General features: G+C 47.5%; 23 protein-coding genes. 10 read left to right on the forward strand and 13 right to left on the reverse strand.

The features are described 5' to 3' along the window. The first annotated feature begins 372 nt into the window (after positions 1 to 372). A complete protein-coding gene (gene aroG, locus AAKU64_RS09575) occupies positions 373 to 1434 on the forward strand; it encodes a 3-deoxy-7-phosphoheptulonate synthase AroG (RefSeq protein ID WP_354330368.1) in 1062 nt (353 codons plus the stop codon). Between the two features lie 100 nt (positions 1435 to 1534). On the opposite strand, the gene AAKU64_RS09580 is transcribed toward aroG, so the two are convergent. Together AAKU64_RS09580 and AAKU64_RS09585 are read right to left on the reverse strand one after the other, a co-directional pair. Beyond that, positions 1535 to 2179, reverse strand: coding sequence for a retropepsin-like aspartic protease family protein (locus tag AAKU64_RS09580; RefSeq protein WP_354362055.1), 645 nt, complete (start codon positions 2177 to 2179; stop codon positions 1535 to 1537). 96 nt (positions 2180 to 2275) lie between these two features. After that, positions 2276 to 2767 (reverse strand): YajQ family cyclic di-GMP-binding protein, encoded by a 492-nt coding sequence (locus AAKU64_RS09585; protein ID WP_322119497.1) that lies wholly within the window; start codon positions 2765 to 2767, stop codon positions 2276 to 2278. 86 nt (positions 2768 to 2853) lie between these two features. On the opposite strand from AAKU64_RS09585, the gene murB reads away from it, so the two are divergent. Beyond that, positions 2854 to 3882 (forward strand): UDP-N-acetylmuramate dehydrogenase, encoded by a 1029-nt coding sequence (gene murB, locus AAKU64_RS09590; RefSeq protein ID WP_354362056.1) that lies wholly within the window; start codon positions 2854 to 2856, stop codon positions 3880 to 3882. A 173-nt stretch (positions 3883 to 4055) separates the two neighbouring features. Here the strand turns inward: murB and ppnP are convergent, their stop codons facing one another. The 3 genes from ppnP to argF all read right to left on the reverse strand — a co-directional run bounded on the left by ppnP (position 4056) and on the right by argF (position 6750). After that, positions 4056 to 4370, reverse strand: coding sequence for a pyrimidine/purine nucleoside phosphorylase (gene ppnP, locus AAKU64_RS09595; protein WP_354330362.1), 315 nt, complete (start codon positions 4368 to 4370; stop codon positions 4056 to 4058). 115 nt (positions 4371 to 4485) lie between these two features. Continuing rightward, positions 4486 to 5718: an argininosuccinate synthase gene (locus tag AAKU64_RS09600; protein WP_354330360.1), complete on the reverse strand. Its 1233-nt coding sequence runs from the start codon at positions 5716 to 5718 to the stop codon at positions 4486 to 4488. 108 nt (positions 5719 to 5826) lie between these two features. Continuing rightward, complete coding sequence (gene argF, locus AAKU64_RS09605; protein ID WP_354362057.1) at positions 5827 to 6750, reverse strand: ornithine carbamoyltransferase; 924 nt, start codon at positions 6748 to 6750, stop codon at positions 5827 to 5829. 529 nt (positions 6751 to 7279) lie between these two features. Here argF and AAKU64_RS09610 point away from each other — a divergent pair. From AAKU64_RS09610 to AAKU64_RS09630, 5 genes are all read left to right on the forward strand, one after another. Next, positions 7280 to 7939, forward strand: a complete 660-nt coding sequence (locus tag AAKU64_RS09610) for an SGNH/GDSL hydrolase family protein (RefSeq protein WP_322119492.1) — start codon at positions 7280 to 7282, stop codon at positions 7937 to 7939. A 126-nt stretch (positions 7940 to 8065) separates the two neighbouring features. Then, on the forward strand, positions 8066 to 8740 hold the full coding sequence (locus AAKU64_RS09615; protein ID WP_354330357.1) for an alginate O-acetyltransferase AlgF: 675 nt from the start codon (positions 8066 to 8068) through the stop codon (positions 8738 to 8740). A 12-nt stretch (positions 8741 to 8752) separates the two neighbouring features. Next, on the forward strand, positions 8753 to 10162 hold the full coding sequence (locus AAKU64_RS09620; protein ID WP_354330355.1) for an MBOAT family O-acyltransferase: 1410 nt from the start codon (positions 8753 to 8755) through the stop codon (positions 10160 to 10162). An 11-nt stretch (positions 10163 to 10173) separates the two neighbouring features. Continuing rightward, positions 10174 to 11373, forward strand: coding sequence for an alginate O-acetyltransferase AlgX-related protein (locus AAKU64_RS09625; RefSeq protein ID WP_354330353.1), 1200 nt, complete (start codon positions 10174 to 10176; stop codon positions 11371 to 11373). 608 nt (positions 11374 to 11981) lie between these two features. Next, positions 11982 to 12974, forward strand: coding sequence for a YeiH family putative sulfate export transporter (locus AAKU64_RS09630; protein ID WP_503012700.1), 993 nt, complete (start codon positions 11982 to 11984; stop codon positions 12972 to 12974). A gap of 121 nt (positions 12975 to 13095) precedes the next feature. Here the strand turns inward: AAKU64_RS09630 and phnE are convergent, their stop codons facing one another. The 8 genes from phnE to prpR all read right to left on the reverse strand — a co-directional run bounded on the left by phnE (position 13096) and on the right by prpR (position 20821). Next, positions 13096 to 13905, reverse strand: a complete 810-nt coding sequence (phnE, locus tag AAKU64_RS09635; RefSeq protein WP_503012584.1) for a phosphonate ABC transporter, permease protein PhnE — start codon at positions 13903 to 13905, stop codon at positions 13096 to 13098. Positions 13906 to 13940: 35 nt separating this feature from the next. Further along, complete coding sequence (locus AAKU64_RS09640) at positions 13941 to 14789, reverse strand: PhnE/PtxC family ABC transporter permease (RefSeq protein WP_354330349.1); 849 nt, start codon at positions 14787 to 14789, stop codon at positions 13941 to 13943. 11 nt (positions 14790 to 14800) lie between these two features. Next, positions 14801 to 15739, reverse strand: coding sequence for a phosphonate ABC transporter ATP-binding protein (locus AAKU64_RS09645; RefSeq protein WP_354330347.1), 939 nt, complete (start codon positions 15737 to 15739; stop codon positions 14801 to 14803). Between the two features lie 6 nt (positions 15740 to 15745). Continuing rightward, a complete protein-coding gene (locus tag AAKU64_RS09650; protein WP_354330345.1) occupies positions 15746 to 16624 on the reverse strand; it encodes a putative selenate ABC transporter substrate-binding protein in 879 nt (292 codons plus the stop codon). 296 nt (positions 16625 to 16920) lie between these two features. Beyond that, positions 16921 to 17949 carry a GGDEF domain-containing protein gene (locus tag AAKU64_RS09655; protein WP_354330343.1) on the reverse strand — a complete coding sequence of 343 codons (1029 nt, stop codon included), beginning with the start codon at positions 17947 to 17949 and terminating at the stop codon, positions 16921 to 16923. Beyond that, positions 17949 to 18560: a chemotaxis protein CheC gene (locus tag AAKU64_RS09660; protein WP_354362059.1), complete on the reverse strand. Its 612-nt coding sequence runs from the start codon at positions 18558 to 18560 to the stop codon at positions 17949 to 17951. The genes AAKU64_RS09655 and AAKU64_RS09660 overlap by 1 nt, the downstream gene beginning before the upstream one ends. Positions 18561 to 18571: 11 nt before the next feature. Then, positions 18572 to 18946 carry a response regulator gene (locus tag AAKU64_RS09665; protein WP_322119482.1) on the reverse strand — a complete coding sequence of 125 codons (375 nt, stop codon included), beginning with the start codon at positions 18944 to 18946 and terminating at the stop codon, positions 18572 to 18574. A 96-nt stretch (positions 18947 to 19042) separates the two neighbouring features. After that, positions 19043 to 20821, reverse strand: coding sequence for a propionate catabolism operon regulatory protein PrpR (gene prpR / locus AAKU64_RS09670; protein WP_354330340.1), 1779 nt, complete (start codon positions 20819 to 20821; stop codon positions 19043 to 19045). A 344-nt stretch (positions 20822 to 21165) separates the two neighbouring features. On the opposite strand from prpR, the gene prpB reads away from it, so the two are divergent. The 3 genes from prpB to acnD all read left to right on the forward strand — a co-directional run bounded on the left by prpB (position 21166) and on the right by acnD (position 26175). Next, on the forward strand, positions 21166 to 22056 hold the full coding sequence (gene prpB, locus AAKU64_RS09675; RefSeq protein WP_354330338.1) for a methylisocitrate lyase: 891 nt from the start codon (positions 21166 to 21168) through the stop codon (positions 22054 to 22056). 178 nt (positions 22057 to 22234) lie between these two features. Further along, positions 22235 to 23383, forward strand: coding sequence for a bifunctional 2-methylcitrate synthase/citrate synthase (gene prpC, locus AAKU64_RS09680; RefSeq protein WP_322119479.1), 1149 nt, complete (start codon positions 22235 to 22237; stop codon positions 23381 to 23383). A 200-nt stretch (positions 23384 to 23583) separates the two neighbouring features. Next, positions 23584 to 26175 carry a Fe/S-dependent 2-methylisocitrate dehydratase AcnD gene (acnD, locus tag AAKU64_RS09685; protein WP_354330336.1) on the forward strand — a complete coding sequence of 864 codons (2592 nt, stop codon included), beginning with the start codon at positions 23584 to 23586 and terminating at the stop codon, positions 26173 to 26175. Positions 26176 to 26183: the final 8 nt, after the last annotated feature.

A 26183-nucleotide genomic window follows, 5' to 3' on the forward strand; every position in this document is an offset into this window, starting at 1 on the left:
ATGCGCGTACATAATTTCATAATGCAGGCGCTTGCCAAATGCCAGTTTTTAATGCACTATGAGTTTCGCTTTATTTTTCCTAGCCATAAATATTGTTGAAATAATTATAGTCAGTCTTTAGAAATAAATAAAAAGCCACTAATTAAATGAAACTCACACACTTCTTTTTCTTCTTTTATTTTAGCTATTCCCAGCCAAAGGCGGTGGAAAAACGGTAAGCGCACGAAGAAAAAGAGCCAACCAAATTTCTAAAAAACCGCCAGCGATGGCGGTTTTTTTTTGATCATTTCGATGAATCAGTTTTTGAATTTTTATTGAACGTTTGTTGAGTATTTATTGAACACTTATTGAACACTAACAGGGAGCTACACCATGCTACGCACTGACGATCTACGTATACGGGAAATGAAGGAGTTGATCCCACCCTCACACTTGATCCGTGAGTTTGGCTGTTCAGAAAAAGCCGCAGATACCGCTGCCAATGCACGTACTGCCTTGCATCGTATTTTGCATGCACAAGACGATCGCGTCATGGTTGTCATTGGCCCATGCTCGATTCACGACACCAAAGCTGCGATGGAGTATGCGCACAAGCTAGTCAAGGAGCGTGAGCGCTTTGCCGGTGAATTAGAAATTGTGATGCGCGTGTATTTCGAAAAACCACGCACGACAGTCGGCTGGAAAGGTTTGATCAACGATCCGTATATGGATAATAGTTTCCGTATTAATGATGGTTTGCGCATTGCTCGTGAATTACTCTTAAATATTAATGAGCTTGGCTTGCCTGCCGGAACCGAATATCTGGATGTGATTAGCCCGCAATATATTGCTGACTTGATTAGCTGGGGCGCGATTGGCGCACGGACTACGGAGTCACAAATTCATCGTGAATTAGCCTCGGGCTTATCTTGCCCTGTCGGCTTTAAAAACGGTACGGATGGCAATGTGAAGATTGCAGTCGATGCGATTAAAGCTGCCTCGCATCCGCATCATTTTTTGTCAGTCACAAAGGGTGGTCACTCCGCCATAGTGTCCACTAATGGCAATGAAGATTGCCACATCATTTTACGCGGTGGTAAAGCCCCTAATTTTGATGCCGCCAGTGTTGATGCCGCATGCAAAGATATCGCCAGCAATGGCCTGGCATCAAGGCTGATGATCGATGCATCACATGCGAACAGCTCTAAAAATCCAGCGAATCAGATTCCGGTCTGCGCTGATATTGCCAGCCAGATCGCTGCCGGAGACAATCGTATTGTCGGTGTTATGGTGGAATCACATCTGGTTGCAGGACGGCAGGACCTGATACCCGGTAAAGAGTTGGTATATGGCCAGTCCGTAACCGATGGATGCATTGCCTGGGATGACAGCATCAAGGTATTAGAAGGCTTGGCCGAGGCAGTGAAGCAACGTCGTCTTAAACAGCAGGGATAAGAGCAAGCTAAGAAAAAATCCTAAGCTTAGAGATGAAAAAGGCTGATGAGTCAATTACTCTTCAGCCTTTTTCACGTTTCCAAATAAATCTGGGTTTATTCTAAAAGCGTTTGGTCAAAGTCATTTGATCGCCCTCACGCCGCATTTCTACACGGTTTAAAAATGACATGCCGAGCAGAGTAAATGTAAGTCCACCCTCGAGCACGGATGCATCTACCTGCTGTAGTTCCAGGTCGCCAATTTTGACCGAATCTAGTCTGATTTTATAGACTGTCACAATACCATTCGCCGTGTTGGCACGACCTAACTGACCAGCTTTGTAGTTGAGACCAAGTCGTACTGCATCTGCCGCCGGAATGGCAATCAGGCTAGCGCCAGTGTCCACTAACATATTTAAGCTACTGCCACCGTTGATCTGGCCTTTAGCGGTGAAATGACCGAGAGAATCTGCCTGCAATACGACGTTATTACTGGTGCTGGCCGCCGCCCTGTGTACATACTGCCCGATCGCTAATACCTGGCGTTTGCCATTGACGTCAACCGTGGCAGTCTCATTATCCGCCGCAATTAATTTGATGCCATTGGTGATGGTACTGCCGACGGAATACGTTTTCGGTTGATTACCTTCTACCACCAGCACGGCTTTACCTGGGAACAAACCAACTACGCCAATTTCCGCTGCCAATGCTGATGATAGTGCGCAGCACAACAGTGGTAAGCAGAGCAAACGCGAGGGAATTTTCATAAGTGGTTTGCAGCTAAAAATTGATCGTAAAAGCAAAGGGGAGCAGCGAGTTTAAAGCAGTTCCTGAAAACTATATTTAAAACTCATTGCTAATAATTAATCGCGGAAGTTATTAAATTCCAGCGGCAAATCTTTAATATCCTTACGCAGCAAGGCCATCGCTTCTTGTAAATCATCACGCTTGGCACCAGTGACCCGTACTGCATCCCCCTGGATTGTCGCTTGTACTTTGAGCTTACTTTCTTTGAGTGCCTTAACGATTTTTTTTGCATCCTCTGTCTCAATGCCATTTTTAACTTTGATGACTTGTTTGACTTTGTCGCCGCCAATTTTATCGATCTTACCCATGTCAAGGAAGCGCACATCGACTTTACGTTTGCCTAAAGTTTGCGTTACTTCAATCATGATTTGTTCAAGATGGAAATCAGAGTCGCCAAAAATAATGATTTCGCGTTCTTTGTCTTTCAGTTCGATTTTGGCGCTAGTGCCTTTAAGGTCGAAGCGGTTAGTGATGACTTTGTTCGATTGCGTCACCGCATTCTTGACTTCTTCCATGTTGGCTTCAGAGACGGTATCAAATGAGGGCATGATGCTTCCTTAGTGAAAAAATTAACGTGCATCATTTTAGCAAATGCAGGCAGGTACGACAGGCCAAAGGCTATAATTCTGCGCTTATGGCAAACAAACTTCCTCTTCAACACGATTATCCGCTGCAAAAGCTCAATACCTTCGGGATTGCAGCTAAGGCCAGGTCTTTTTTGCAACTTCAAACGCGCGAACAATTGCTTAGCTTGCATGCAGATCATACTTTGTCTGCTTTACCACGTCTGATTTTGGGCGGTGGTAGCAATCTCGTACTATCCGATCAGCTTGATGCACTGGTAATACAAATGAGCTTGATGGGAAAGCACAAGTTAGCAGAGGATGCTGAGTATGTGTACTTACAAGCCGAAGCTGGCGAGAACTGGCACGCGTTTGTTCTGTGGACATTGGCAGAAGGTTATGGTGGTTTAGAAAATCTCTCGTTAATTCCAGGTACGGTAGGCGCTGCACCGATTCAGAATATCGGTGCTTATGGTGTAGAAATGCAGGATTATTTTTATAGTCTGAGTGCGTTTGATTTTGTCACTGGTGAGACTGTTGTGCTGGATAAAGAGGCATGTAAATTTGCTTATAGAGATAGCATTTTTAAGCATCAATATAAAGACCGACTGCTGATTCTGGATGTCACGTTTGCGTTACCAAAACAATGGCAAGCACATATCAACTATGCCGACGTAGCGAAGTTTTTAACTGATCAACATATTCATGCGCCGCTAGCCGTGGATATTAGCAACGCCATTATCGCTATTCGCCAAAATAAATTACCTGACCCTGCAGTGATCGGGAATGCAGGTAGTTTTTTTAAAAACCCGATTGTGAGCGCGGATCTGCGTAAGCGCTTATTACAAAGCTACACAGACTTGGTCAGTTACGCGCAGCCGGATGGGCAATTTAAATTAGCTGCGGGTTGGCTGATCGAACAGGCTGGTTGGAAAGGGCGATCACTGGGGCGAGCCGGGGTGTATGAGAAACAAGCTTTGGTATTGGTCAATCGCGGCGGCGCTACAGGGGAGGATGTGCGTCAATTAGCGAAGCAAATTCAACATGATGTCGCGTTAAAATTTGGTGTTGATCTTGAGATTGAGCCCGTGTTTGCCTAGCTGAGTTCATGTGACCTAGGTTCACGATCTGTTCTTACAAATTTCATATGTTACGGACAGTTTGCGCTCTGTCCTTAAAATATACTACTGGGGTGTATTTTTAATCGTCCAGAGAAAGTCTGGACATTAGCATATGTTTCTTCCTATACTCCCCCATTTATTCTATTAATCGTTTACTCAAAGTGACAAACGTAATCCAATGTCTCGATCACTTCAATTGCAAAGCTGGAGTTGCCGGGTACGCTGAATTCTTGTCCGCCCTGATACTCGTTCCACTGATCTTCGCCCGCTAAGCGGATGCGGCATTTGCCAGCGGTGACTTCCATTAATTCTGGTGCGCCTGTGTTAAACACCAGACTGGATGGGAAGATAACGCCTATCGTTTTTTTGCTGCCATCGGCGAATAAAACGGTATGTGAAACGCATCTGCCGTCGAAATAGATATTCGCTTTTTTAACGACACTGACTTGATCGAATTGAGTTGTCATGGCTGTGACCTATAAGTGCTAAGAGTTATTTGAAGATAAATTCAGTGGAAAGCCCTAAAAAAACAGCCCGTATAGAAATCACGAGCTGTTAAATTTGCGGGTTTTAAAAAGGCTTTTATTGACCGCGTTTTGCGCGCGCATTCGCGGCGATCCGCATACGTAATGCATTGAGTTTGATAAATCCACCTGCATCTGCCTGATTGTAGGCGCCGCCATCTTCATCAAAAGTCGCAATATTCATGTCGAACAGAGAATCTGTTTTGGAGTCGCGTGACACGGTGATCACGTTGCCTTTATACAGCTTCAGGCGTACCCAGCCATTGACTGTTTGCTGTGTGTGATCGATCAGTGTTTGTAGTGCGACGCGCTCTGGCGCCCACCAGTAACCGTTGTAGATCATGCTGGCGTAACGTGGCATCAGATCATCTTTTAGATGTGCGACTTCACGATCTAATGTGATGGATTCAATTGCACGATGTGCGCGCAACATAATGGTACCGCCTGGTGTTTCGTAGCAGCCACGTGATTTCATGCCGACATAACGGTTTTCTACCAAGTCCAGACGGCCAATGCCGTGCTTGCCACCCAAGCGGTTTAACTCGGTTAATACAGTTGCTGGTGACATACGCACGCCATTGAGTGCGACGATATCGCCATGCTCAAATTCAATATCCAGATACTCGGCCTGGTCGGGAGCCGCTTCTGGGCTGACAGTCCAGCGCCACATACTTTCTTCTGCTTCGGCACTAGGGTTTTCCAGATGGCGACCTTCAAAACTGATGTGCAGCAGGTTGGCATCCATGGAGTAGGGCGCGCCGCCATTCTTATGTTTTTGATCGATTTCAATGCCGGCATCTTCCGCATATTTCATCAATTTTTCACGCGATAATAAATCCCATTCACGCCATGGCGCGATGATTTTTACGCCCGGCATCAACGCGTATGCACCTAGTTCAAAGCGTACCTGATCATTGCCTTTGCCGGTCGCGCCGTGTGAGATCGCATCGGCACCTGTTGCCTTGGCAATATCAATCAGGCGTTTAGCAATTAAGGGGCGGGCGATGGATGTACCCAGCAAGTATTCACCTTCATAAATCGTGTTGGCGCGAAACATCGGGAAAACGAAATCACGTACGAATTCTTCACGGACATCATCGATATAAATATTCTCAGGCTTGATGCCAAATTTGATCGCTTTTTGACGCGCTGGTTCCAGCTCTTCACCTTGACCAAGATCGGCAGTAAAGGTGATGACTTCGCATTGATAATTATCTTGCAGCCATTTCAGAATGACTGAGGTATCCAGGCCGCCGGAATAGGCCAACACTACTTTTTTGATATCGCTCATGATGTGCTCTCTGTGTACTTTATTACGATGTTGAATTTGACTAACTTTACTTGCTTCAATTTTTAAAAATTCAGTGAGGTTTAACTGATCTTCATGTCGGCTGGGCGATTAGACTGCCTCGGCAATTGTTCCAACGACCAGATATTCCAGCAAGGCTTTTTGTATATGCAGACGATTTTCTGCTTCATCCCAGACGACTGATTGTGGGCCGTCGATGACACCTGCTGAGACTTCTTCACCACGATGTGCCGGCAGACAATGCATGAATAAGGCATCAGGTTTGGCGCGAGCCATTTTGGCTTCGTCTACGATCCAGCCATCAAATGCTTTCAGGCGTGCCTGATTTTCTTCTTCGTAACCCATGCTAGTCCACACATCGGTGTTGACCAGATCAACGCCTTCGCAAGCATCTGATGGAGGATCAAATAAAGTATAAAACTGACTATCCACTGTGACTTGCGCCAAATCCAGTTCATACCCTTTTGGGGTGGAAATATTAAGATGGAAATCGAAAATCTCTGCTGCTTGCAACCATGAGTACAACATGTTGTTGGCGTCGCCTATCCACGCTACAGTTTTGCCTTCAATAGAGCCGCGATGTTCGATGTAGGTAAATACATCAGCAAATACCTGGCAGGGATGATGTTGATTGGTCAGTCCATTGATGACAGGTACGCGCGAATTGGCTGCAAAGCGCTCTATCATTTCTTGTTCAAAGGTGCGGATCATAATGATGTCGCACATACGTGACATGACTTGACCAGCATCCTCGACCGGTTCGCCACGACCGAGTTGGCTGTCACGCGTATTAAGATAAATCGCAGCGCCGCCAAGCTGGTGCATGCCAGCTTCAAACGATAAACGGGTACGCGTAGAATTTTTCTCAAACACCATGACTAAGGTGCGATCTAGCAAGGGATGATAAGGGTCATAGAGCTTAAACTTGCGCTTAATAATGCGCGCGCGCTCCATCACATAATTGAATTCAGCCAGTGTGAAATCAGAGAACTGCAGGAAATGTTTGATAGCCATAAATGAAATCGGCGGCAAGAGGAAATTCTGCCGCCGCTTGTTATAACTGCTTCATTATAAGGGATTTAGTTATCTAAGCCATATAAATTGTGGAAAATGCTTCTTTGTTTCAACTTTCTAGTTGAATAGGGCTAACACAAAAATCGCCCTGGCTGCGCTGCGGCATCCTGTCTGCCCTAAAGTACGGTCGTCGTCACCAGGCCTTGTCGGGACAATTTTGCGCAAGTCCTGATGTATTGATTTTTGATTGAGCCGGTGATGAATGTAGACGCACTAAAAAATTGAATCAGGCAAATAAGTCTTAAGTGAATCAAAGTGATTCGTCGCGCGTTAGGGTTCGTGATTTTTTCGATACTCTAATTGCAATTTGTTTCCGTGTGGAATCGTCTGCTCACCTGTGTTTTGTAAATTTGTGTCACAACGAAGACTATTTTGATGATTTCAGGTAATTCTTCTAAGAAATTTGTAATTAAAGAGTGCATCAAATTTATAATCCAAGCTTCATCTCATTCATTAAAAAGGATCAATTATGAGCGCACTTCTTGCTGGTTTAACTGTGTTGATTATTGGTGACAGCCACATGTCCACACCGGATTATCTGATCACCACTTTGCACGACGATTTAATGAGCAAAGGTGCGGTCGTATATTCGTATGGTGCCTGCGGTGTAGCTGCCGGTGAGTGGATGGTTAAAACTCAGTCCTCATGCGGTGGTGCTGTACGTATTAAAGACGGTCCGGTCGAAGTTAAAACTGGTCCTGACGCTGCGACACGTCCTTTCAATGAATTGATTAAAACCTACAAGCCTAATCTAGTTGTTGTTGTCAATGCTGACACGATGGCAGCTTACACCCAGCCAGAATTACCAAAAACCTGGATCTGGCAGCAAGTATCTCGCTTGACCAAGGGGATCAAAAATAATGGTGTTAGTTGCGTTTGGGTAGGTCCAGCCTGGGGTACCGAAGGCGGCCCATTTAACAAGACTTATGCCCGCGCTAAAGAGATGTCGACCTATCTTGCTGATATCGTCGCACCATGTACTTATATCGATTCTCAAAAAATGTCCAAGCAAGGTGAATGGAGCACGATCGATGGTCAGCATTTCACGACTTCGGGCTACCAATCCTGGGGTGCTGCGATTGGTAATGCGATTGCTGCCCCAGCTGTGTTGGCAACCATCAAGCATTAATTAGTTGTTAGCGGTGAATACTGTTGACGATTGCCTTGTAAAAGGGCAACCGTCGGAACTGCGCTTACACACTAATCCTGACTATGAATTCGTAGGTAATTCGTTTTCTTTACTTTGCCCAATATTATGAAAAAACTTTTCGTCGCATGCATTTCCACGCTCGCAACGCTGGCTGCCATCAATCCACTTGCGGCCTATGCCGACACGCAACTGTATGAAACCGGCCCCAGTGAAGATTCATCCTTTGTGCGTTTTTTGAATGCAAGTGACGATAAAGCCAGCGTAGTCAATGGCGCGGCCAAAATTGCCTTGGGCAATCAGGGTGATGCACGTGTTTCCCGTTTTTATCCTGTCAAAGCGGGCAGTAAATTAACTGCGACGGTACAAATCGGTAGTCACAAAGTACCGGTGGAAGTTACTGCTAAACCTGGTGAGTTCATTACGATTGCGGTGGTGGGTAAAGATGCATCCGCCAAGAGCGTGATCGTCAGAGAATCACCAACAGATTTCAACGCAATGCGCTCGTCCTTATCGTTGTCTAATCTGGATGAAAAATGCGCTAGCGCTGCCTTATCTGGCGGCGCTAAAAATACAGCAATTTTAGAAGCGGTTAAACCAGCGACTGTACAACGTCGTTTAATTAATCCTGTAAAACTCTCAGTACAGGCCAGTTGCGATGGCAAGTCCGTCGGCACAGCGCTAGACATGTCACAACTGCAGGCTGGCGAGCGATACAGCGTATTTGTACTGCCGCTCAAAGTAGGACGAATAGCGTTTTTTGTACGCGATAATAACTCTTAAGCGAAAGCAGTTATGGTATTCGCGTCCCTTGAGTTTTTAACTATCTTCCTACCTATTTTCTTTGCGTTTTATTTAATTACACCACAGCGTTTTCGCAACCACACCTTGTTGGTCGGTAGCTGGTTATTTTATGCCTGGTGGACACCTAAATTTTTGTTGTTGATCATTGCCTTGACCGTTCTCGCGTGGGGCGCCGCAATCTTGATCGACAAAGCTCAGAATGAACGCGTTAAGACCAGAATCATGGCGGCCACCATCGTCCTCAATCTGGCATCTTTGGTCTGGTATAAATATACCAATATGGTGGTGCAATCCCTGAATACTTTTTTTACCGGACATGACTTGCCCGCCATTCCGTGGGTCAACGTGATGTTGCCGATTGGCTTGTCATTCACGGTATTGCATGCGATTTCTTATGTGGTCGATGTCCGTCGTAAGACTGTTCCGGCGCAGTACAGCATCATTTCTTTTAGTGCGTACATGGCGATGTTTGGCCATCTGATTGCAGGGCCGATAGTGCGTTATAAAGTCATCGACAAAGAGCTGCGTGAGCGGGTTTTTTCCTCGGAAGAGTTTGCTGCTGGCGTGCGTCGTTTTATGGTCGGCTTTTCGATGAAAGTGTTAATTGCCGATACCTTGTCGCCGTTTGTATCAATCGCTTTTGGCTTGCATCAACCGTCCTTTATGGATGCCTGGGCCGGCTGCGCTGCTTATACCTTGCAACTCTATTTTGATTTTGCCGGCTACAGTGCGATGGCGATTGGTTTAGGCTTGATGCTCGGTTTCCGTTTTCAGGAAAATTTCAATAATCCTTATCTGGCAGTATCAATCCAAGATTTTTGGCGACGCTGGCATATGACGTTGTCGTCATGGCTACGTGACTATTTATATATAGCTCTGGGTGGCAATCGCGGTGGCGCAATCCGCACCTATGTCAACCTGATGTTGACGATGGCGATTGGCGGCTTGTGGCATGGTGGCGATAACTGGAATTTTCTGATCTGGGGGATTATTCAAGGTTCTGCATTGTGTTGTGACCGCGCGTTTACGATGCGTGGTTATTCCATGCCCAATGCCGCGTCACGCACTTTGACCTTGTTGGTGGTGATGCTGGCTTGGACGGTGTTTCGCTCTAGCAGTTTTGATGCCGCCCTAGGCATGCTGGCTGGACAAATCGGAGCCAATGGCTTTGCCATGGGTGATGCGATCAGATTAGCTTTGCGACCCAGCTTGCTACTGATTTTTGCGATTGGTTTGTTGTGCGTGATTTATCCCGCCAGCAGTTTTGCCAAGCGCGGCGGTTTAGCTACTGTGGGTTGGAGTGGTGTGTGGCGCGCAGTCTGGCCGATACTCACTTTTGTCTATGGCGTCATTGTGTTGGCCGGGCAAAAAGCCATTCCTTTTCTGTACTTCCAGTTTTAAGGAATATCACCATGAGCGAACTTACTCCAAATACATCAAAAACCAGCCGTGCCAACATTATCGGCTTCTTACCAGCAATCGCATTTGTGATTGTATTGGTCGCTGGTTTTGGCGTGACGATTGCCTCTTTGCGGGATGTGCCTGAAAACGCATGGACAGGCATTACCGAGCCACAGCAATTATTCGGTGGCGAATCTACCCGTCGGTTTTCAGCGCAGTTGAACGAGCATTTTTTACTCAGTAAGCCATTCAGCCAAATTGAGCGCGCTGTTACCTGGACCATCGCCGGTGATACTGGTACGGCAGTCAGCACTGGTTGCAAAGACTGGTTTTTTCTTAGTGATGAATTAGAAACTTTCCCGGATCCTGATCATTCCGCAATAGCTCGTGCCAATATTGTCAAAGCTTTGGCGAAAAATCTGGCTGGGCGCGGCATACAATTAGTGATCGCCGTTGTGCCAGACAAGTCACGCATAGAGCAAGCGCATTTGTGCGGTTTGCACAGACCCGCCAGTTTTGCAGGACGCATCGATAACTGGGTCGCCTTACTCAAACAATCAAAAATTAATACGATTAATCTGGAGCCAGTGTTGGCCGCTACTCCCGGTGAGCGTTATTACCGTACTGATTCGCACTGGAATGAAAACGGCGCAAATGCCGCTGCTGCCGCTATCGCAAGTTATTTGCAAGCAGAAAAAATGCAAGTGATGCCAGCTGTAGCTCCTGACAAGGCAGCATTACACAGTACAACAATAGCGCGAGATGGTGATTTGTTACGGGTATCCAATCTGCAAGGCTTACCTGCTATTTTGCGCCCGAAGCCGGAACAGACCCAGTTGACGACGATTGTTGCCAGCGCTACACCAGACTCTGGTGCAAGCTCCAATAGCAGCTCCAATACCAGCTCCGATATCAACTCCAACACCAGCGATGATTTGTTCGGTGATACCGGTTTGCCGACAGTTGCCTTGATCGGTACCTCATTCTCCAGAAATGCGAATTTCGTTCCATTTTTAGGTCATTATCTAGGTGCACCCGTCGCTAGTTTTGCAAAAGAAGGAGGTAATTTCGAAGGATCTGCTCTTGCCTACTTAGGCGGGAAAACTTTCCAGCAAAGTCCTCCAAAAGTCGTCTTATGGGAAGTGCCCGAGCGCATGCTACAAAAGCCTTTGAGTGCAGCCGAAAAACAATGGCTCGATTACCAGAAGTAAATGAAATAGTGCAAAAATTTTTTAGAAGTTCCCACTAAAGTCCAATAAAAATGCGGCTACTGGCGTGAAATCATGCCAGTAGCCGCATTTTTATTGGACGTCTGAAAGAGGATTTCAAAAAACATACTCGGACGTATCGCGTCGCTTTATCGTAAATTCCTAAAGACTCGCAATGTCGAGGTATTACTGTGTCGGCATTACCATCTCCGCATGTCTTTAGCCGCGATCCGCCGGCGTCGGTGAATCAAACAACGGCTCGGAATTTCATCTATTCAAATAATCAACCCAAAAAACAGCTAATAAATACATAAATTATTCGTTTTACTGGTATTTAATCGACTGCTAAAGTGAAGCCATATTCCAATTAGATCCAATCCGATCTAGATAGACCCAAGAAGATGGACATGACTTCGACAGCCGCTTTCAGACAGACCAACGATATAAAGACGGATACAGAATCTGGTTCCGGCTTTGCCACTAATTCAGCCAGCTTTAGTTCAAACTTATTGAGTTCAAATGCATTTCGTTTAAATAGGTTTTTCACGAAAATACCCCATTATTTGCCTGGCATCGCATTGTCGCTTTTGATCGCCAGTATTGCGATAGCGATGGGCAAAATCACCCTCCTGCAAGCCAACGGTATTGGCGCGCTGACGCTGGCGATTGTGCTGGGTATACTGGTTGGTAATACGATTTATCCACGTATCGTCGTGGCTAGCGGTGCTGGTGTCACTTTCACTAAACAGAATTTACTCCGGCTCGGGATTATTTTGTATGGCTTGCGGCTGACGTTTAAAGACATTACCCGGGTCGGTATCAGCGGAGTTGTGATTGATGCTGCGGTTTTGAGCAGCACTTTTTGCCTCGCCTGGTTTCTCGGTACTAAGGTCTTTAAGCTTGATCAAAAAACTGCCATGCTGATTGGCGCCGGTAGTTCTATCTGTGGCGCTACGGCAGTGATGGCGGCGGAGCCTGTAATCAAAGGCAAGGCAGACCAAGTGACGGTCGCTGTATCAACTGTGGTGGTCTTCGGCACTGTAGCAATCTTCCTATATCCAGCGCTGTATCACCTGAATACACAACTGCATTGGTTGAATGTCAGCCCAACTGCGTATGGTATTTTTACTGGCTCCACCGTACACGAGGTTGCCCAAGTCGTTGCCGCAGCCCATGCGATTAGTGAAGATGCTGCAAACACTGCTGTGATCGCCAAGATGGTCAGAGTGATGATGCTGGCACCGTTTTTAATCATCTTGTCGGCGTATCTATCCCGTAGCAAATCCGCATCGCATGACAACGATCTTGCCGATCAAATGATCAGCAACAAGCCAGGCAAGATCGTCGTTCCTTGGTTCGCACTGATCTTCGTTGTTGTCGCTGGCATAAACTCTTTAGCTTTTTTACCGCATCCTGTCGTATCCGCCGCAATTGATGTTGATACTGTGATCTTAGCCATGGCGATGGCCGCATTAGGTTTGACCACACATGTTTCCGCGATTCGTAAAGCTGGCGTCAAACCTTTATTGCTTGCCGCTGTGTTGTTCCTTTGGTTGACGATAGGCGGGCTGGGGATTAACTGCGTTGTCAGTATGTTTTTATAGAGAGTTTCATATACTCCCCATTATTTTTATAGAAAATAGCTTATTGCCCAAAGAATGTATGGACAGTCAATATATACATGGATGGAGTATATGGAACTGCTTAAGTGAATAGTCTGGCGAATTAATGCACCAGCCAGCGTCGTAGAGCAAAGCTAAGCCAGTCGACCATTGCTACTAACATCAGCATTGCAATGATCACTGTGGCAGCGCTTTGCATTTGGAATAAGGATAAAAAATACTTCAGCATTTGCCCCAAGCCTCCAGCGCCGACTACGCCCAAAATGGCGGCAGCGCGGATATTGTTTTCCCAGCGGTATAAGGTGTATGACAGCATTTGCGGCAAGGCTTGCGGTAGCTTGGCATACAAAAATGCGTTGATCGCGGTGGCGCCGTTGATGCGTAAAGTGGATTCTGCATGCGGCGACGTATTTTCTAAACTCTCTGCAAATAATCGTCCCAGCACGCCGGTGGTATGTGCGGCCAAGGCAATCGTACCGGCGAATGGTCCTAGACCTGCGGCGATTAGCATGATGGATGCCCACACCAGTTCCGGTATGGCACGGGCGACATTCAGAAACAAGCGGGTCGTGCTCATGGCAATGATCCCAAAGCGTCCGCTGGCGGGTAGCGCCAGTAGCAATCCTAAGATTGCCGCAATCAAGGTGCCTAAAGCCGACATCGCCAAGGTCTCAAACGTGGCAATGCCCACTTTGTGTAGCATGCCGGTGGAGAGATCAGGCGGTGCAAATCCTTGTAGAAATTCGATTGTTTTGCTACCAGCGTCTGCGGTGAATAATTCATTCCATTTGGACGGCAAGCTGATAAAACTGGCAATCACCAGCGCCAACAAAAGTAATAATGTGATGGCGGTGACAGGGCGCATCATCGGTGGTACTTTGGGTAAATTGACTGCTGACTTGGCCGCATTCATATTTACAAGCGCATTCACATCCAGATCAGGGTGACTCATGTCGCCAGTCCTTTTCTGAATAATTTACTGACACCATCGGCGATCGCGACCAGCACCACAAACACCAGCAACATGGTCGACACTTCTGCGCCAGATAACATTTTGAGCGACTCATCCATGCGCTGCCCTAAGCCACCCGCGCCTACAAAACCCATCACGACCGAGCCTCGGATCGCACATTCCCATCGATAAATCGTGTACGAAGTCAGCTCTGCCGCAGCGTTGGGCAAAGCGCCATAGAAGAAGGCGGTGAGCCGGCTGCACCCATTTTGCAGCAAGGTATCGGTTGCCAGCGGATCGCTGGTTTCTAAAATTTCTGCATACACTTTTCCTAGCATGCCCGCATAGGTGAGGGCAATTGCCAGCACACCCGCGGTCGGTCCCAAGCCGACGATGCGGACAAATAACAAGGCCCACACCAGCTCCGGCACACTCCGCAACAGCACGAGTAGCCAGCGTATGGTCTGGCGGACAAGCATCGCAGGCCAGCTCATACGCCGCAGTCCTATGCGTGAGATGGATAGGTGCTCATTAATGATCAGTGTCAGAGGGATCGCTGCGATCATGGCGAGCGCCATACCCGCGCTTGCCATCGCGATTGTTTGCCAGGTTGCGGTTGCGACGATAAACAAAAATTCTGTGGAATGCGCTGGCGGGAAAAACGCGATTAGAAAACGCCAGGTCGCATTCAGGCTTTGCGCGTCCATCAGTTCCCACGGTTTGAATTCCGTCATCACCAGCATCGGCCACAACAGAATCAGGCCGAGAACAAACAGAGTGATGCGACCACGCCAGGCGGGATCAGTTGTTATTGTGGAGCCAGATGGCGTGGAGGTCAGTGACATGCGCACGATTATTAAAAGCAGCGTTGATCAACGGCACAATTAGCCAGTGCATCAATGTCGGCTTGCATTGCATCTGACGGATTTGGATTGTCGACCATACTCGCCATATCGGGTTCAAGCAAATCAGCAGCCGCATTTTGATATAGCGCGGCGATCATCTCATCCGTTACATGCTCACTATCGAAAAAAACTTTACCGTCACGCAGACCGATAATCCGTTTGAAATACTGACGTGCCAATTCAACCTGATGCAGGCTGCATACCATCGTGGCTTGCCGTTGGATCGCTTCTTGTTGCAGAGTTTGCACTGTTTGGATTGCCAGTCTTGGATCAAGCGCAGACAGCGGCTCGTCAATCAACAGCAGTTTTGCATCAGACAAAATGAGCCGTGCTAAAGCGCAGCGCTGACGTTCTCCACCAGATAAGCGGTCCACGCGTGCATACAATTTATCTTGCAAATCAAACCGTGATAAAGCCTGCCAGGCAGCGAGCGGGTCTGTTGGTTTGAGCAGACTACGCAAGGATTTCCAGAGCGACCATTGCGGCAGACGACCCGCCAGCACGCTGGTAATCACGCGTTGTCTTGCCGGTAGTGGCGGTGTCTGCGGCGCTAAAAAAAGTTGGCTACGTAAGTTGTGTCGCGCGCGATGTGACAAGGTCCACGGCTGTTGACCTAGCAATTGAATCTGACCCAACTCAGGTCGCAAGGCGCAAGCCAGGGTGTGCAGCAAAGTCGTTTTACCCGCACCAGATGGGCCGATAATTGCGACTTGCTCGCCTTGCTTTAGACGCAGAGTCAGATTGTCCAAGGCCCATTCTGACGCGCCAGCATTTTTTCCAGAGCTGTTGTTTGAAGCAGGATGGCGCACATGCACGCCATCCAACTGCACACTAGCTGAGCTTGCAATTGAGTTGCTTACTGTTGAATCAGTTACGGAGGAGTCTGACATGCAAATTTATTTCAGCAAGCCAGCGTTATGCGCAGCAGCTTCGATCGCTTTGTAGTTATCTACTTTGGTCGGAATAAAACGAGTGGCACGTTGCAGATCTAAAATTTCTTTATCTTGCGGATTGGCTGGGTCTAAAGATAAAAATGCATCGCTGATTTTTTTGCGTAACTCTGCAGGCATATCGGCGCGTACCGACCAGTTGTAATCAAAATAGCCTGGTGTTGTGAAGAACACTCGCACTTGTTTGGTATCGACTTTGTTTTGTGAGACTAGTTTTTCCCAGACTGAAATGTTCAAGGCGCCAGCATCTACCTTGCCACCAGACACCGCAGCCACCGTTGCATCATGCGCGCCGGAAAACGCGATACGTTTTAAATCGGTATCAGGATTAATTTTAGCCGCTAGCAAATACGAACGCGGCATCAAATGACCAGAAGTAGAGGATTCTGAACCGAAGGTGAAGGTCTTGCCTTTCAAATCTTCTAGCTTGGTGATAGCGGGATTGGTGGTGATGAAAACGGATTTAAACTTTTCATCTTCTTCACGCTGTACCAGCGCAACGACCTGGCCTTTGCTACGGGCATTGGCTTGCACAAAGGTGAAACCGCCGAACCAGACCATATCTAGTTTGTTATTGATCAAACCCTCAACCGAGGCGGCGTAATCGGTCACGGGTGTGAATTCAACTTTCATGCCCAATTTCTTCTCCAGATATGCGCCCAGTGGTTTGAATTTGCGCTGCAACTCTGTCGGTGCCTCATCAGGGATCGCAGAGACCCGCAATACTTGCTGTGCCAATGTTAAGCCAGATGCGGATAATAAAGTCGCAGCGACAGCGGCATGGAACAAGCGGCGTGAGGGTGAAAAAGAAGATAAAAATCGCATGACGAATTTCCTTAAATAGAGTTGAAATAATAATACTGGTAACGGGTATATTTTTTTGTCCAGGTATTCATTGGACTATCAGCTATATTTGTAAAATAAATTGGGGAGTATATATAAATAGTTTACAAAGCGCGTAGAGCAACACAAGTGATGAACAACATGGAAGAGCAATAGCGAAGCGTAAAGTGACGCAAAAAAGAGCTGGAGAAATAGTAAGGTAATTACGTCTGCATAAAGCGGTATTACTCAATTCGCCTCAATTTTGCTCAATTTTATTCAATTTTATTCACTAAGCACTACACATCTTTAGTGTCGGTCAGAGCTGGATTTTGTTCGTGCTCTAATGCTAAATAATGGCTTTGATTACGACCACTTTGTTTGGCTTTATACAGCGCTGCATCGGCAGCTTCCAGCAAATTATGGAGTGAAATATCTTTATCACTCAAATACGTGCTGACGCCGATACTGATACTGATTTGCTGACAAATCCGGGATTTGATATGTGGAATGGCGATATCAAAAATCGCAGCACGGATTTTCTCCGCAAATTGCATCGCACCTTGTTCTGGCATATTCGGCATCATCAGAACGAATTCTTCACCGCCATAACGTGCCACGATATCGGTCGCACGCAAGAGCTGTGTCTTTAATGTTTTTGCGACTTTGATAAGCGCTTTGTCTCCTGCGATGTGGCCGTAAAAATCGTTGTACTCTTTAAAGAAATCAATATCCAACATAAAGATCGATAAGGGTAATTTTTGGCGACGAGAATGCGCCATCGCAATTGCAAAATGCTCGTCAAAAAAACGCCGGTTGTAGATGCCGGTAAGGCTGTCTGTACTAGCTTCTTTCTTCAATATCTCTGAGTGTGATCGCAACATTTTTTCGCGCTTGATGGAGGCGCTGGAGTCGGTGATCTGGATCAGGCAACAGCGTTCTTCATCATCAGAAAATAACGGTGTGATCGAAATAGATTGGTGCATACGTACACGGTCGTCACTCAGGTCGCTGGGATCATATAAGGCCAGCGGCGAGCGATGCAGAGCGTTCGATAAAACAACGGGCAAGCCGTAATTCAAGGTGTTGCGGAGCGAGGTTAAAAAAGCTGCACTAGGGCTTTCATTAAATACCTCAGCGAGTTTTTTTGTGATTGCCTGGTCGGTACTGACATCGCTGTGCTTGACCATCCAGTCATTCCACATCAACACTTGTTCATCGGCGTTGACAAGAATCAAGCCCATGTTAATCGTGTTAAAAATTTGGTCAGCTTTTTTTGCAAGAAGCTGCTGGGAACTGTTGACCGGTTCCCGTGCGGATTCAGTCATCAGATGTTACCTAAAAAACGGTCAATTTGATCAACGAGATTTTTTAATGATGCAGAACTCAGCAAGAAAACCAGGTGGCCTTCGGAATGGCGTTTTTCTATCGCCAGATCGATATGCAATACCAGAATATAAGGATGCTCCGTAGTCTGAGCAATGCGCTTAAACATATCCTCAGTCGAGGCAATCGCATAGTGTGGCAGCGAGCTGTTGAACGAGATATCGAGCATGTCTGCGACGGCAGATAAACACGCATTGAGTATGATGTTGCCCAGTTCGCACATGGCTTCTTGTTCAAACTCCGCCAGTTCTTCTATGCTCATTTGCGAGCCCATCATATCGCGCACGATTTCCAGCGCATGATCTTCTGTAAAGATCAACACCGCTTCAGCGTCAAATGGTCCTGTAAATTGCTGCGTCACTGCGCCAAAGCGATTGCCTGCAATCGCCATGATGGAGGCATCAATCTCGGTCGATTTTCTGACCTCGACTTTGGGCACGGATAACTTGACTTCATCGCCGACGATTTCGCTCAGGCTGGCTGCGGCTCTGCCGGCGCCGACATTAAATACTTCGCTAAGTGCGTCGAGATGAAGTTCAGTTAAAGTATTCATAAGGATTTAACTTAGCTGCCTAGAAAATGAGTCAGTGCGTTTGCGATCGATTTTTCTGTTACTGGCTTGGCGACAAAAACAGCGCCCAAAGCTTGTGCGCGGGTTTGTAAGGTTTCTTGAATATTGGCTGAAAAAATCACGATGCGCATGGAAGGATGTTGACCCAGAATTTTCTCTGCGGCGTCGGTACCTAACATGCCGGGCATGTTGACATCCATCGTACAAAAATCAGGTAATTCTTTATCCGCAGTGAGGATGGCCTCTTCACCCGTTGCTGCCTCGACAATAATCCAATCTGCATGCTTGGCCAGAATGTGGGCTTTGATCACCATACGGGATACTTTGCTGTCATCCACGATCAGTAATTTTTTTGTGATTGATGTCATGCTCATTACTTTCTTAACTTAAGTACTTATTTGTTTGTTTTTTGTTACAGGCATTTTACCCGAAGGGGCATGCGAAGTAACACCTGATTTGGCAACTTAAGAGACAATGTTTGTATTCTTTAACCTACGCCATAAGGTCGTTCTGCTAATCCCCAAATAATGTGCAACGGCTTCACGATTATTCTCAAAACGTTGCATGATTTTTTCTAAGGATACGCCGTTTAAATTTGCTTGTGATGACACTGACGCGGGTGCTTGCAATGCCATTAATGGCGTTGAATCCTCACTAAGACTTGTCAGGTAAGCTAAGTTTTGCATGCGGTTTGATGCAAGTGTTTGCAGGCTTTCTTGTGCATCTTCTTGTGGGTTTGCCAATGCTGGCTCAGCGATCTCATCGCTAATTCCATAGCCAATTCCATAGCTAATTTCAGATGCAAGCTCAGGTGCGACCTTCATCAACAGACTTGGTGTTAGCGCTTGTAAAGGTTCAGCCGCTAAAAACAAGGCAAGTCTTTCCATCATATTGCGCAGTTCTCTGACATTGCCCGGCCAGTCATAGCGCGCCAACAACTTGCTGCAAGCCAATATTTCTGCATGCAGATTCGCATGTGGTCGGTTGCCAAGGCTCGCCAGCGCATGTTTCAGACACCATTCTGCCAATGGCACCAGATCGCCCTTGCGTTCCCGTAATGTTGGCAATTGCAGACGCAATACTGCCAGACGATAAAACAAGTCTGAACGGAATCGCCCCTCTTTGATCCTGGCATCCAGATCGCAATGAGTGGCGCTGATAATGCGGACATCCACCGGAATAGGGCGTATGCCACCAACCCGGACCACTTCGCGCTCTTCCAAAACGCGCAGCAACCTGGTTTGCAGACTCAAAGGCATTTCGCCAATTTCATCCAGAAATAAAGTGCCGCGATGGGCTGCCTCAAATAAGCCGGCATGACCACCGCGTCGCGATCCGGTAAAAGCGCCGTCTTCGTAGCCAAACAATTCTGACTCTAATAAAGATTCTGCAATCGCACCGCAATTGACGGCGACAAAAGGGTGGCGTGCTCTGGGGCTTTCTTTATGCATCGCCTGTGCGGCGAGTTCTTTACCAGTGCCGGTTTCGCCTTGCAGTAAGACGGTTGCCGGGGAGCGGGCGAAAAGCATAATGGACTGGCGGGTTGCTTGCATTGCAGCAGACTCGCCGCGCAGATCAGTTAGATTGTGGCGTGCGCGCAAGGATTCTGCGGCGGGATGATGTCTGCCACGCGCTGATTCCAGCCGGGTCAGGCGGGCGATTTCTAAGGCGTCTTCAAATGATTGGCGGATAGACTCGGCCGAGTACATAAAGATGCCGGTTAATCCCGCTTCTTGCGCCAAATCCGTGATCAGACCCGCGCCGACGATGGCTTTGATGCCATTTGCCTTCAGTTCGCTGATTTGCGCCCGAGCATCTTCTTCGGTGACATAAGTGCGTTGTTCCAGCTTAAAACCAAAGGTGTTTTTAAATTCGACCAGCTCTGGCATCGTCTCTTGGTAGGTAATCAAGCCGATCTCGGCAGAAACTTTGCGGGCACGCGCCAAGGCTTGCATGACATCAAAGCCACTGGCTTTGGCAATCACGACCGGAACCGGCAGACGGTTTTTGAGATAGGCGCCGTTTGATCCGGCGGCGATCACTGCGTCGCAGCGCTCGGTTAGCAGGCGCTCACGGATATGTTGGGCGGCTTCCTCAAACCCAAGATGCAACGGTTCGATGATGGCACTGCCATCGTATTCGACCATGATGTCGCGGAACAAGTCGAACAGGCGCGAGATGGATACAGTCCAGATGACGGGTTTATCCCCGCTGTCGCGGGCTATCGGTGGGCGTGGGCGCATGTTGAGCCTAATTTTGTGGTGAGTGTTGCAGCGGGTGTTTCAATAAATGTTCCAATGGATGTTTCAAATGCAGTTTCAAAGGATGTTTCATTTTACTTCTAATGTTTCAAATGAAACGCCTTTGTGAAACAAATTAATCTATGGCAGGGATTTTCAATTCGATCATTTAATTTTAAGTCGTTGATTTGTATGGGGCTTGATAAAAATCACGCATGAACTATTGTGACTGGCATGTTGATTGCAATAGCTGGACTAGCAAAACTGCATTCGTAAAACCGCACTGGCAAGGCGAACCAATAAACGAACAGTCAAAACCATTCCGTACAATTTTGAAAGGTCACATCATGAGTCAACTCTCCGCAGGAGCCCGTTTCCGCAAGGCGATGCAAGAAGAATCACCGCTGCAAGTAGTCGGCGCGATCAATGCTAACCATGCTTTGTTAGCCAAGCGCGCAGGTTTTAAGGCAATTTATTTATCTGGTGGCGGTGTCGCTGCTGGTTCGCTGGGTTTGCCAGATTTGGGCATCTCCAACTTGGACGACGTTTTGACGGATGTCCGCCGGATTACCGATGTCTGCGATCTGCCTTTGCTGGTGGACGTGGATACAGGTTTTGGCTCTTCAGCTTTTAACGTTGCGCGCACAGTCAAGTCGATGATTAAGTTTGGCGCTGCAGCGATGCATATCGAAGATCAGGTCGGCGCCAAGCGTTGTGGTCATCGTCCTAATAAAGAAATCGTCAGCAAGCAAGAGATGGTAGACCGCATCAAAGCAGCAGTCGATGCGCGTACTGATGAGAGTTTTGTCATCATGGCGCGTACTGATGCGTTGGCAGTGGAAGGGCTGGAAGCTGCGATGGAACGTGCCATTGCCTGCGTAGAAGCGGGTGCAGACATGATCTTCCCAGAGGCAATTACTGAGCTGGCGATGTACAAGCAATTTGCCGCGGCAGTCAAAGTGCCGGTCTTGGCGAACATCACAGAATTTGGTTCTACACCGTTGTACACAGTGGAAGAATTAGCCGCTGCCGATGTGGGTTTGGTGCTATACCCGTTGTCCGCTTTCCGCGCGATGAATAAGGCAGCCGAAAATGTCTACACTGCGATCCGCCGCGACGGCACACAAAAAAATGTGGTCGATACCATGCAGACTCGTATGGAATTGTATGAGCGTATTAACTACTATGATTTTGAGCAAAAGCTGGATGCCTTGTTTATGCAGCAAAAAGCAAAATAAGTTGTGCTTAATTTTTTGTATATGCCTGTAAATCCAAGCCAAGAACTAAGCGATTAATTGTATTAAAACAATATACTCCCCATTATTTTTTGATAAATAGGCTAATTGTCCATAGAATCATTGGACAGTCTAGTTATACTAATTGGGAGTATATTCATATTTAACTATGGAGAACACGATGACTGAAGCCGTTCCTTTCAAACCAAAAAAATCCGTTGCCTTATCTGGTGTTGCTGCCGGTAACACTGCGCTATGCAGCGTCGGCAAAACTGGTAACGATTTGCACTATCGCGGCTACGACATTCTGGACGTTGCAGATGCCTGCGAGTTTGAAGAAATCGCGCATCTACTGGTGCACGGCAAATTGCCTAACATCGCTGAACTTAAAGCCTATAAAAACAAGCTGAAATCCTTGCGCGGTTTGCCCGCTAATATGAAAGCGGCGCTGGAGGCTTTGCCAGCGTCCGCCCATCCTATGGATGTCATGCGCACGGGTGTCTCGGTTTTAGGTTGTACCTTGCCAGAAAAAGATGATCACAATACGCCAGGCGCGCGTGATATCGCCGACCAGTTAATGGCATCTCTTGGCTCCATGCTGCTTTACTGGTACCACTTCAGCCATAACGGTAAACGGATTGATGTCGAGACTGACGATGATTCTATCGGTGGCCATTTCTTGCATCTGTTGCACGGTAAAAAGCCAAGCGCATCATGGGAAAAAGCGATGCATACTTCCCTGATTTTGTATGCAGAGCACGAGTTCAACGCGTCCACATTTACTTGCCGCGTGATCGCTGGCACGGGTTCTGATATTCATTCCGCCATCACCGGCGGCATTGGTGCTTTGCGCGGACCAAAACACGGCGGTGCTAATGAAGTTGCGTTTGAAATTCAGAAGCGTTACGACAATCCGGATGAAGCAGAAGCGGACATCAAAAAGCGGGTAGAAAATAAAGAAGTGGTGATTGGTTTTGGACATCCGGTCTACACCGTGTCTGATCCACGTAACAAGGTCATCAAAGAAGTTGCACGTCAGTTGTCGGTCGAGGCAGGCTCTACCAAAATGTTTGATATTGCAGAGCGCTTAGAAACCGTGATGTGGGACATCAAAAAAATGTTCCCGAATCTGGATTGGTTCTCTGCCGTGTCGTATCACATGATGGGCGTGCCGACCGCTATGTTCACACCGTTGTTCGTCATTGCGCGCACTTCCGGTTGGGCAGCACACATCATTGAACAGCGTATCGACAACAAGATTATTCGTCCAAGCGCGAATTATGTTGGTCCTGAAGATTTGCAATTTGTGGCGCTGAAAGACCGTAAGTAAACTGCTTTTTTGCTAGCTAGCAAATGAGACTGCAAACAAGAAATTGTAGGGTGCGCTGTGCGCACCGCCTTATCTAATTCAGATGCAATCCAAATTAATTTGGATTGGTACATTTGGTTCCGCTAATGTGCTTGGTGCACATGGCGCATCCTACGAAATTTTTTGCTGCTGCGATTTAATTATTTTTGACTGACTGAATAATGAATACTCAATTCCGCAAACCCCTGCCAGGCACTGCGCTGGACTATTTTGATACCCGTGCAGCAGTCGACATGATTGCGCCTGGTGCGTACGACAAGCTACCTTATACCTCCCGTGTCCTTGCCGAGAATCTGGTACGTCGTTGCGATCCGGCGACACTGAGCGACTCGCTGAAACAATTCATTGAACGTAAGCGAAATCTGGATTTTCCGTGGTTCCCGGCACGTGTGGTGTGTCATGACATTCTCGGACAAACTGCATTGGTTGATCTGGCCGGTTTGCGTGATGCAATTGCGGACCAAGGTGGTGATCCGGCTAAGGTCAATCCTGTGGTGCCTGTACAGTTGATTGTCGATCATTCGCTGGCAGTGGAATGCGGTGGTTTCGATCCCGATGCGTTCAATAAAAATCGTGCGATTGAAGACCGTCGTAATGAAGATCGTTTCGACTTCATCAACTGGACTAAAAAAGCCTTTAAAAACGTCGAAGTGATCCCGCCGGGCAATGGCATCATGCATCAGATTAATCTGGAACGCATGTCACCGGTGATCCAGGTCAAGGACGGCGTGGCTTTCCCCGATACGCTAGTCGGTACTGATAGTCACACACCACACGTGGATGCCTTGGGTGTACTGGCAATCGGTGTTGGCGGTTTAGAAGCAGAAAACGTGATGTTAGGTCGTGCCTCGTGGATGCGTTTGCCAGATATTATCGGCGTAGAACTGTCTGGTCGTCCGCAGCCCAACATTACTGCGACCGACGTTGTGCTAGCCATGACAGAGTTTTTGCGTAAACAAAAAGTGGTTGGCGCGTATCTCGAATTTTATGGCGAAGGCGCTGCTGCATTAACTCTTGGCGACCGTGCAACGATTTCCAATATGGCACCGGAATATGGCGCGACCGCAGCGATGTTTTCTATCGACCAACAAACTATCGACTATCTGAAATTGACTGGCCGTGAAGATGAGCAAGTCAAACTGGTGGAGACGTATGCCAAGCACACCGGCTTGTGGGCAGATAGCTTGAAGACAGCTGAGTATGAGCGGGTACTGAAATTTGATCTGTCTTCCGTAGTACGTAATATGGCTGGCCCTTCCAATCCGCATGCACGTGTTGCCACTGCTGATCTGGCAAGCAAAGGTATCGCAGGTAAATGGGATGATGTACCAGGTCAGATGCCGGATGGCGCAGTCATCATCGCCGCAATTACTAGCTGCACCAATACTAGCAACCCACGTAACGTGATCGCAGCTGCTTTGCTGGCGCGGAATGCCAACAAGCTTGGATTGACGCGTAAGCCTTGGGTCAAATCTTCGCTCGCACCGGGGTCCAAAGCAGTGACTTTGTATCTGGAAGAAGCAGGCTTGATGGGTGACTTGGAGAAGCTCGGTTTTGGTGTTGTGGCCTATGCCTGTACCTCCTGCAACGGCATGTCCGGCGCGTTGGATCCGGTCATTCAGCAAGAGATTATTGATCGCGATTTATATGCGACTGCAGTATTGTCGGGCAATCGTAATTTTGATGGACGTATCCATCCATATGCAAAGCAAGCCTTCCTTGCCTCGCCACCCTTAGTCGTCGCTTATGCAATTGCTGGCACAGTACGTTTTGATATTGAAAAAGATGTATTGACTGTGGTCGACGGTAAAGAAATTCGCCTGAAAGATATCTGGCCCACCGATGAAGAAATTGATTCCATCGTCAAGTCCAGCGTCAAGCCTGAGCAATTCCGTAAGGTCTATGATCCGATGTTTGCGATTCAGCTTGATGATGGTGAGAAGGTTAGTCCGCTGTACGACTGGCGTCCACAAACAACTTATATCCGTCGTCCGCCGTATTGGGAAGGCGCACTTGCCGCACCGCGCACGATGAAGGCGATGCGTGCATTGGCCGTGTTGGGGGACAACATTACGACAGATCATTTATCACCATCGAACGCCATTATGCTGGACAGCGCCGCTGGTGCTTATCTCGCAAAAATGGGTTTGCCGGAAGAAGACTTTAACTCTTATGCAACGCATCGCGGCGATCATCTGACAGCACAGCGCGCCACCTTTGCCAACCCGACATTGAAGAATGAAATGGTACTGGAAGACGGCAAGGTCAAAGCCGGATCACTGGCACGTATCGAACCAGAAGGCAAAGTCACCCGCATGTGGGAAGCGATAGAGACCTACATGGAGCGCAAGCAGCCATTGATCATCGTCGCAGGGGCAGATTATGGACAAGGTTCCTCACGTGACTGGGCGGCGAAAGGCGTGCGTCTGGCGGGTGTAGAAGCAATTGCGGCAGAAGGTTTTGAGCGTATTCATCGTACTAATCTGGTTGGGATGGGTGTATTGCCACTGGAATTTAAACCGGGTGTCAATCGCCTGACTTTGCAAATTGATGGCACTGAAACCTTCGATGTCATTGGTCAGCGTACACCTCGTGCCACCTTGACGTTGGTGATCAACCGTAAAAATGGCGAACGTGTCGAAGTGCCGATGACTTGTCGCCTGGATACAGCGGAAGAAGTATCTATTTACGAAGCGGGCGGTGTATTGCAGCGTTTTGCTCAGGACTTTCTAGAATCAACAAAGGCGATCTAAGAAGCTTA

Source organism: Undibacterium sp. GrIS 1.8 (genome assembly GCF_040544445.1).
Lineage (GTDB): Bacteria > Pseudomonadota > Gammaproteobacteria > Burkholderiales > Burkholderiaceae_D > Undibacterium.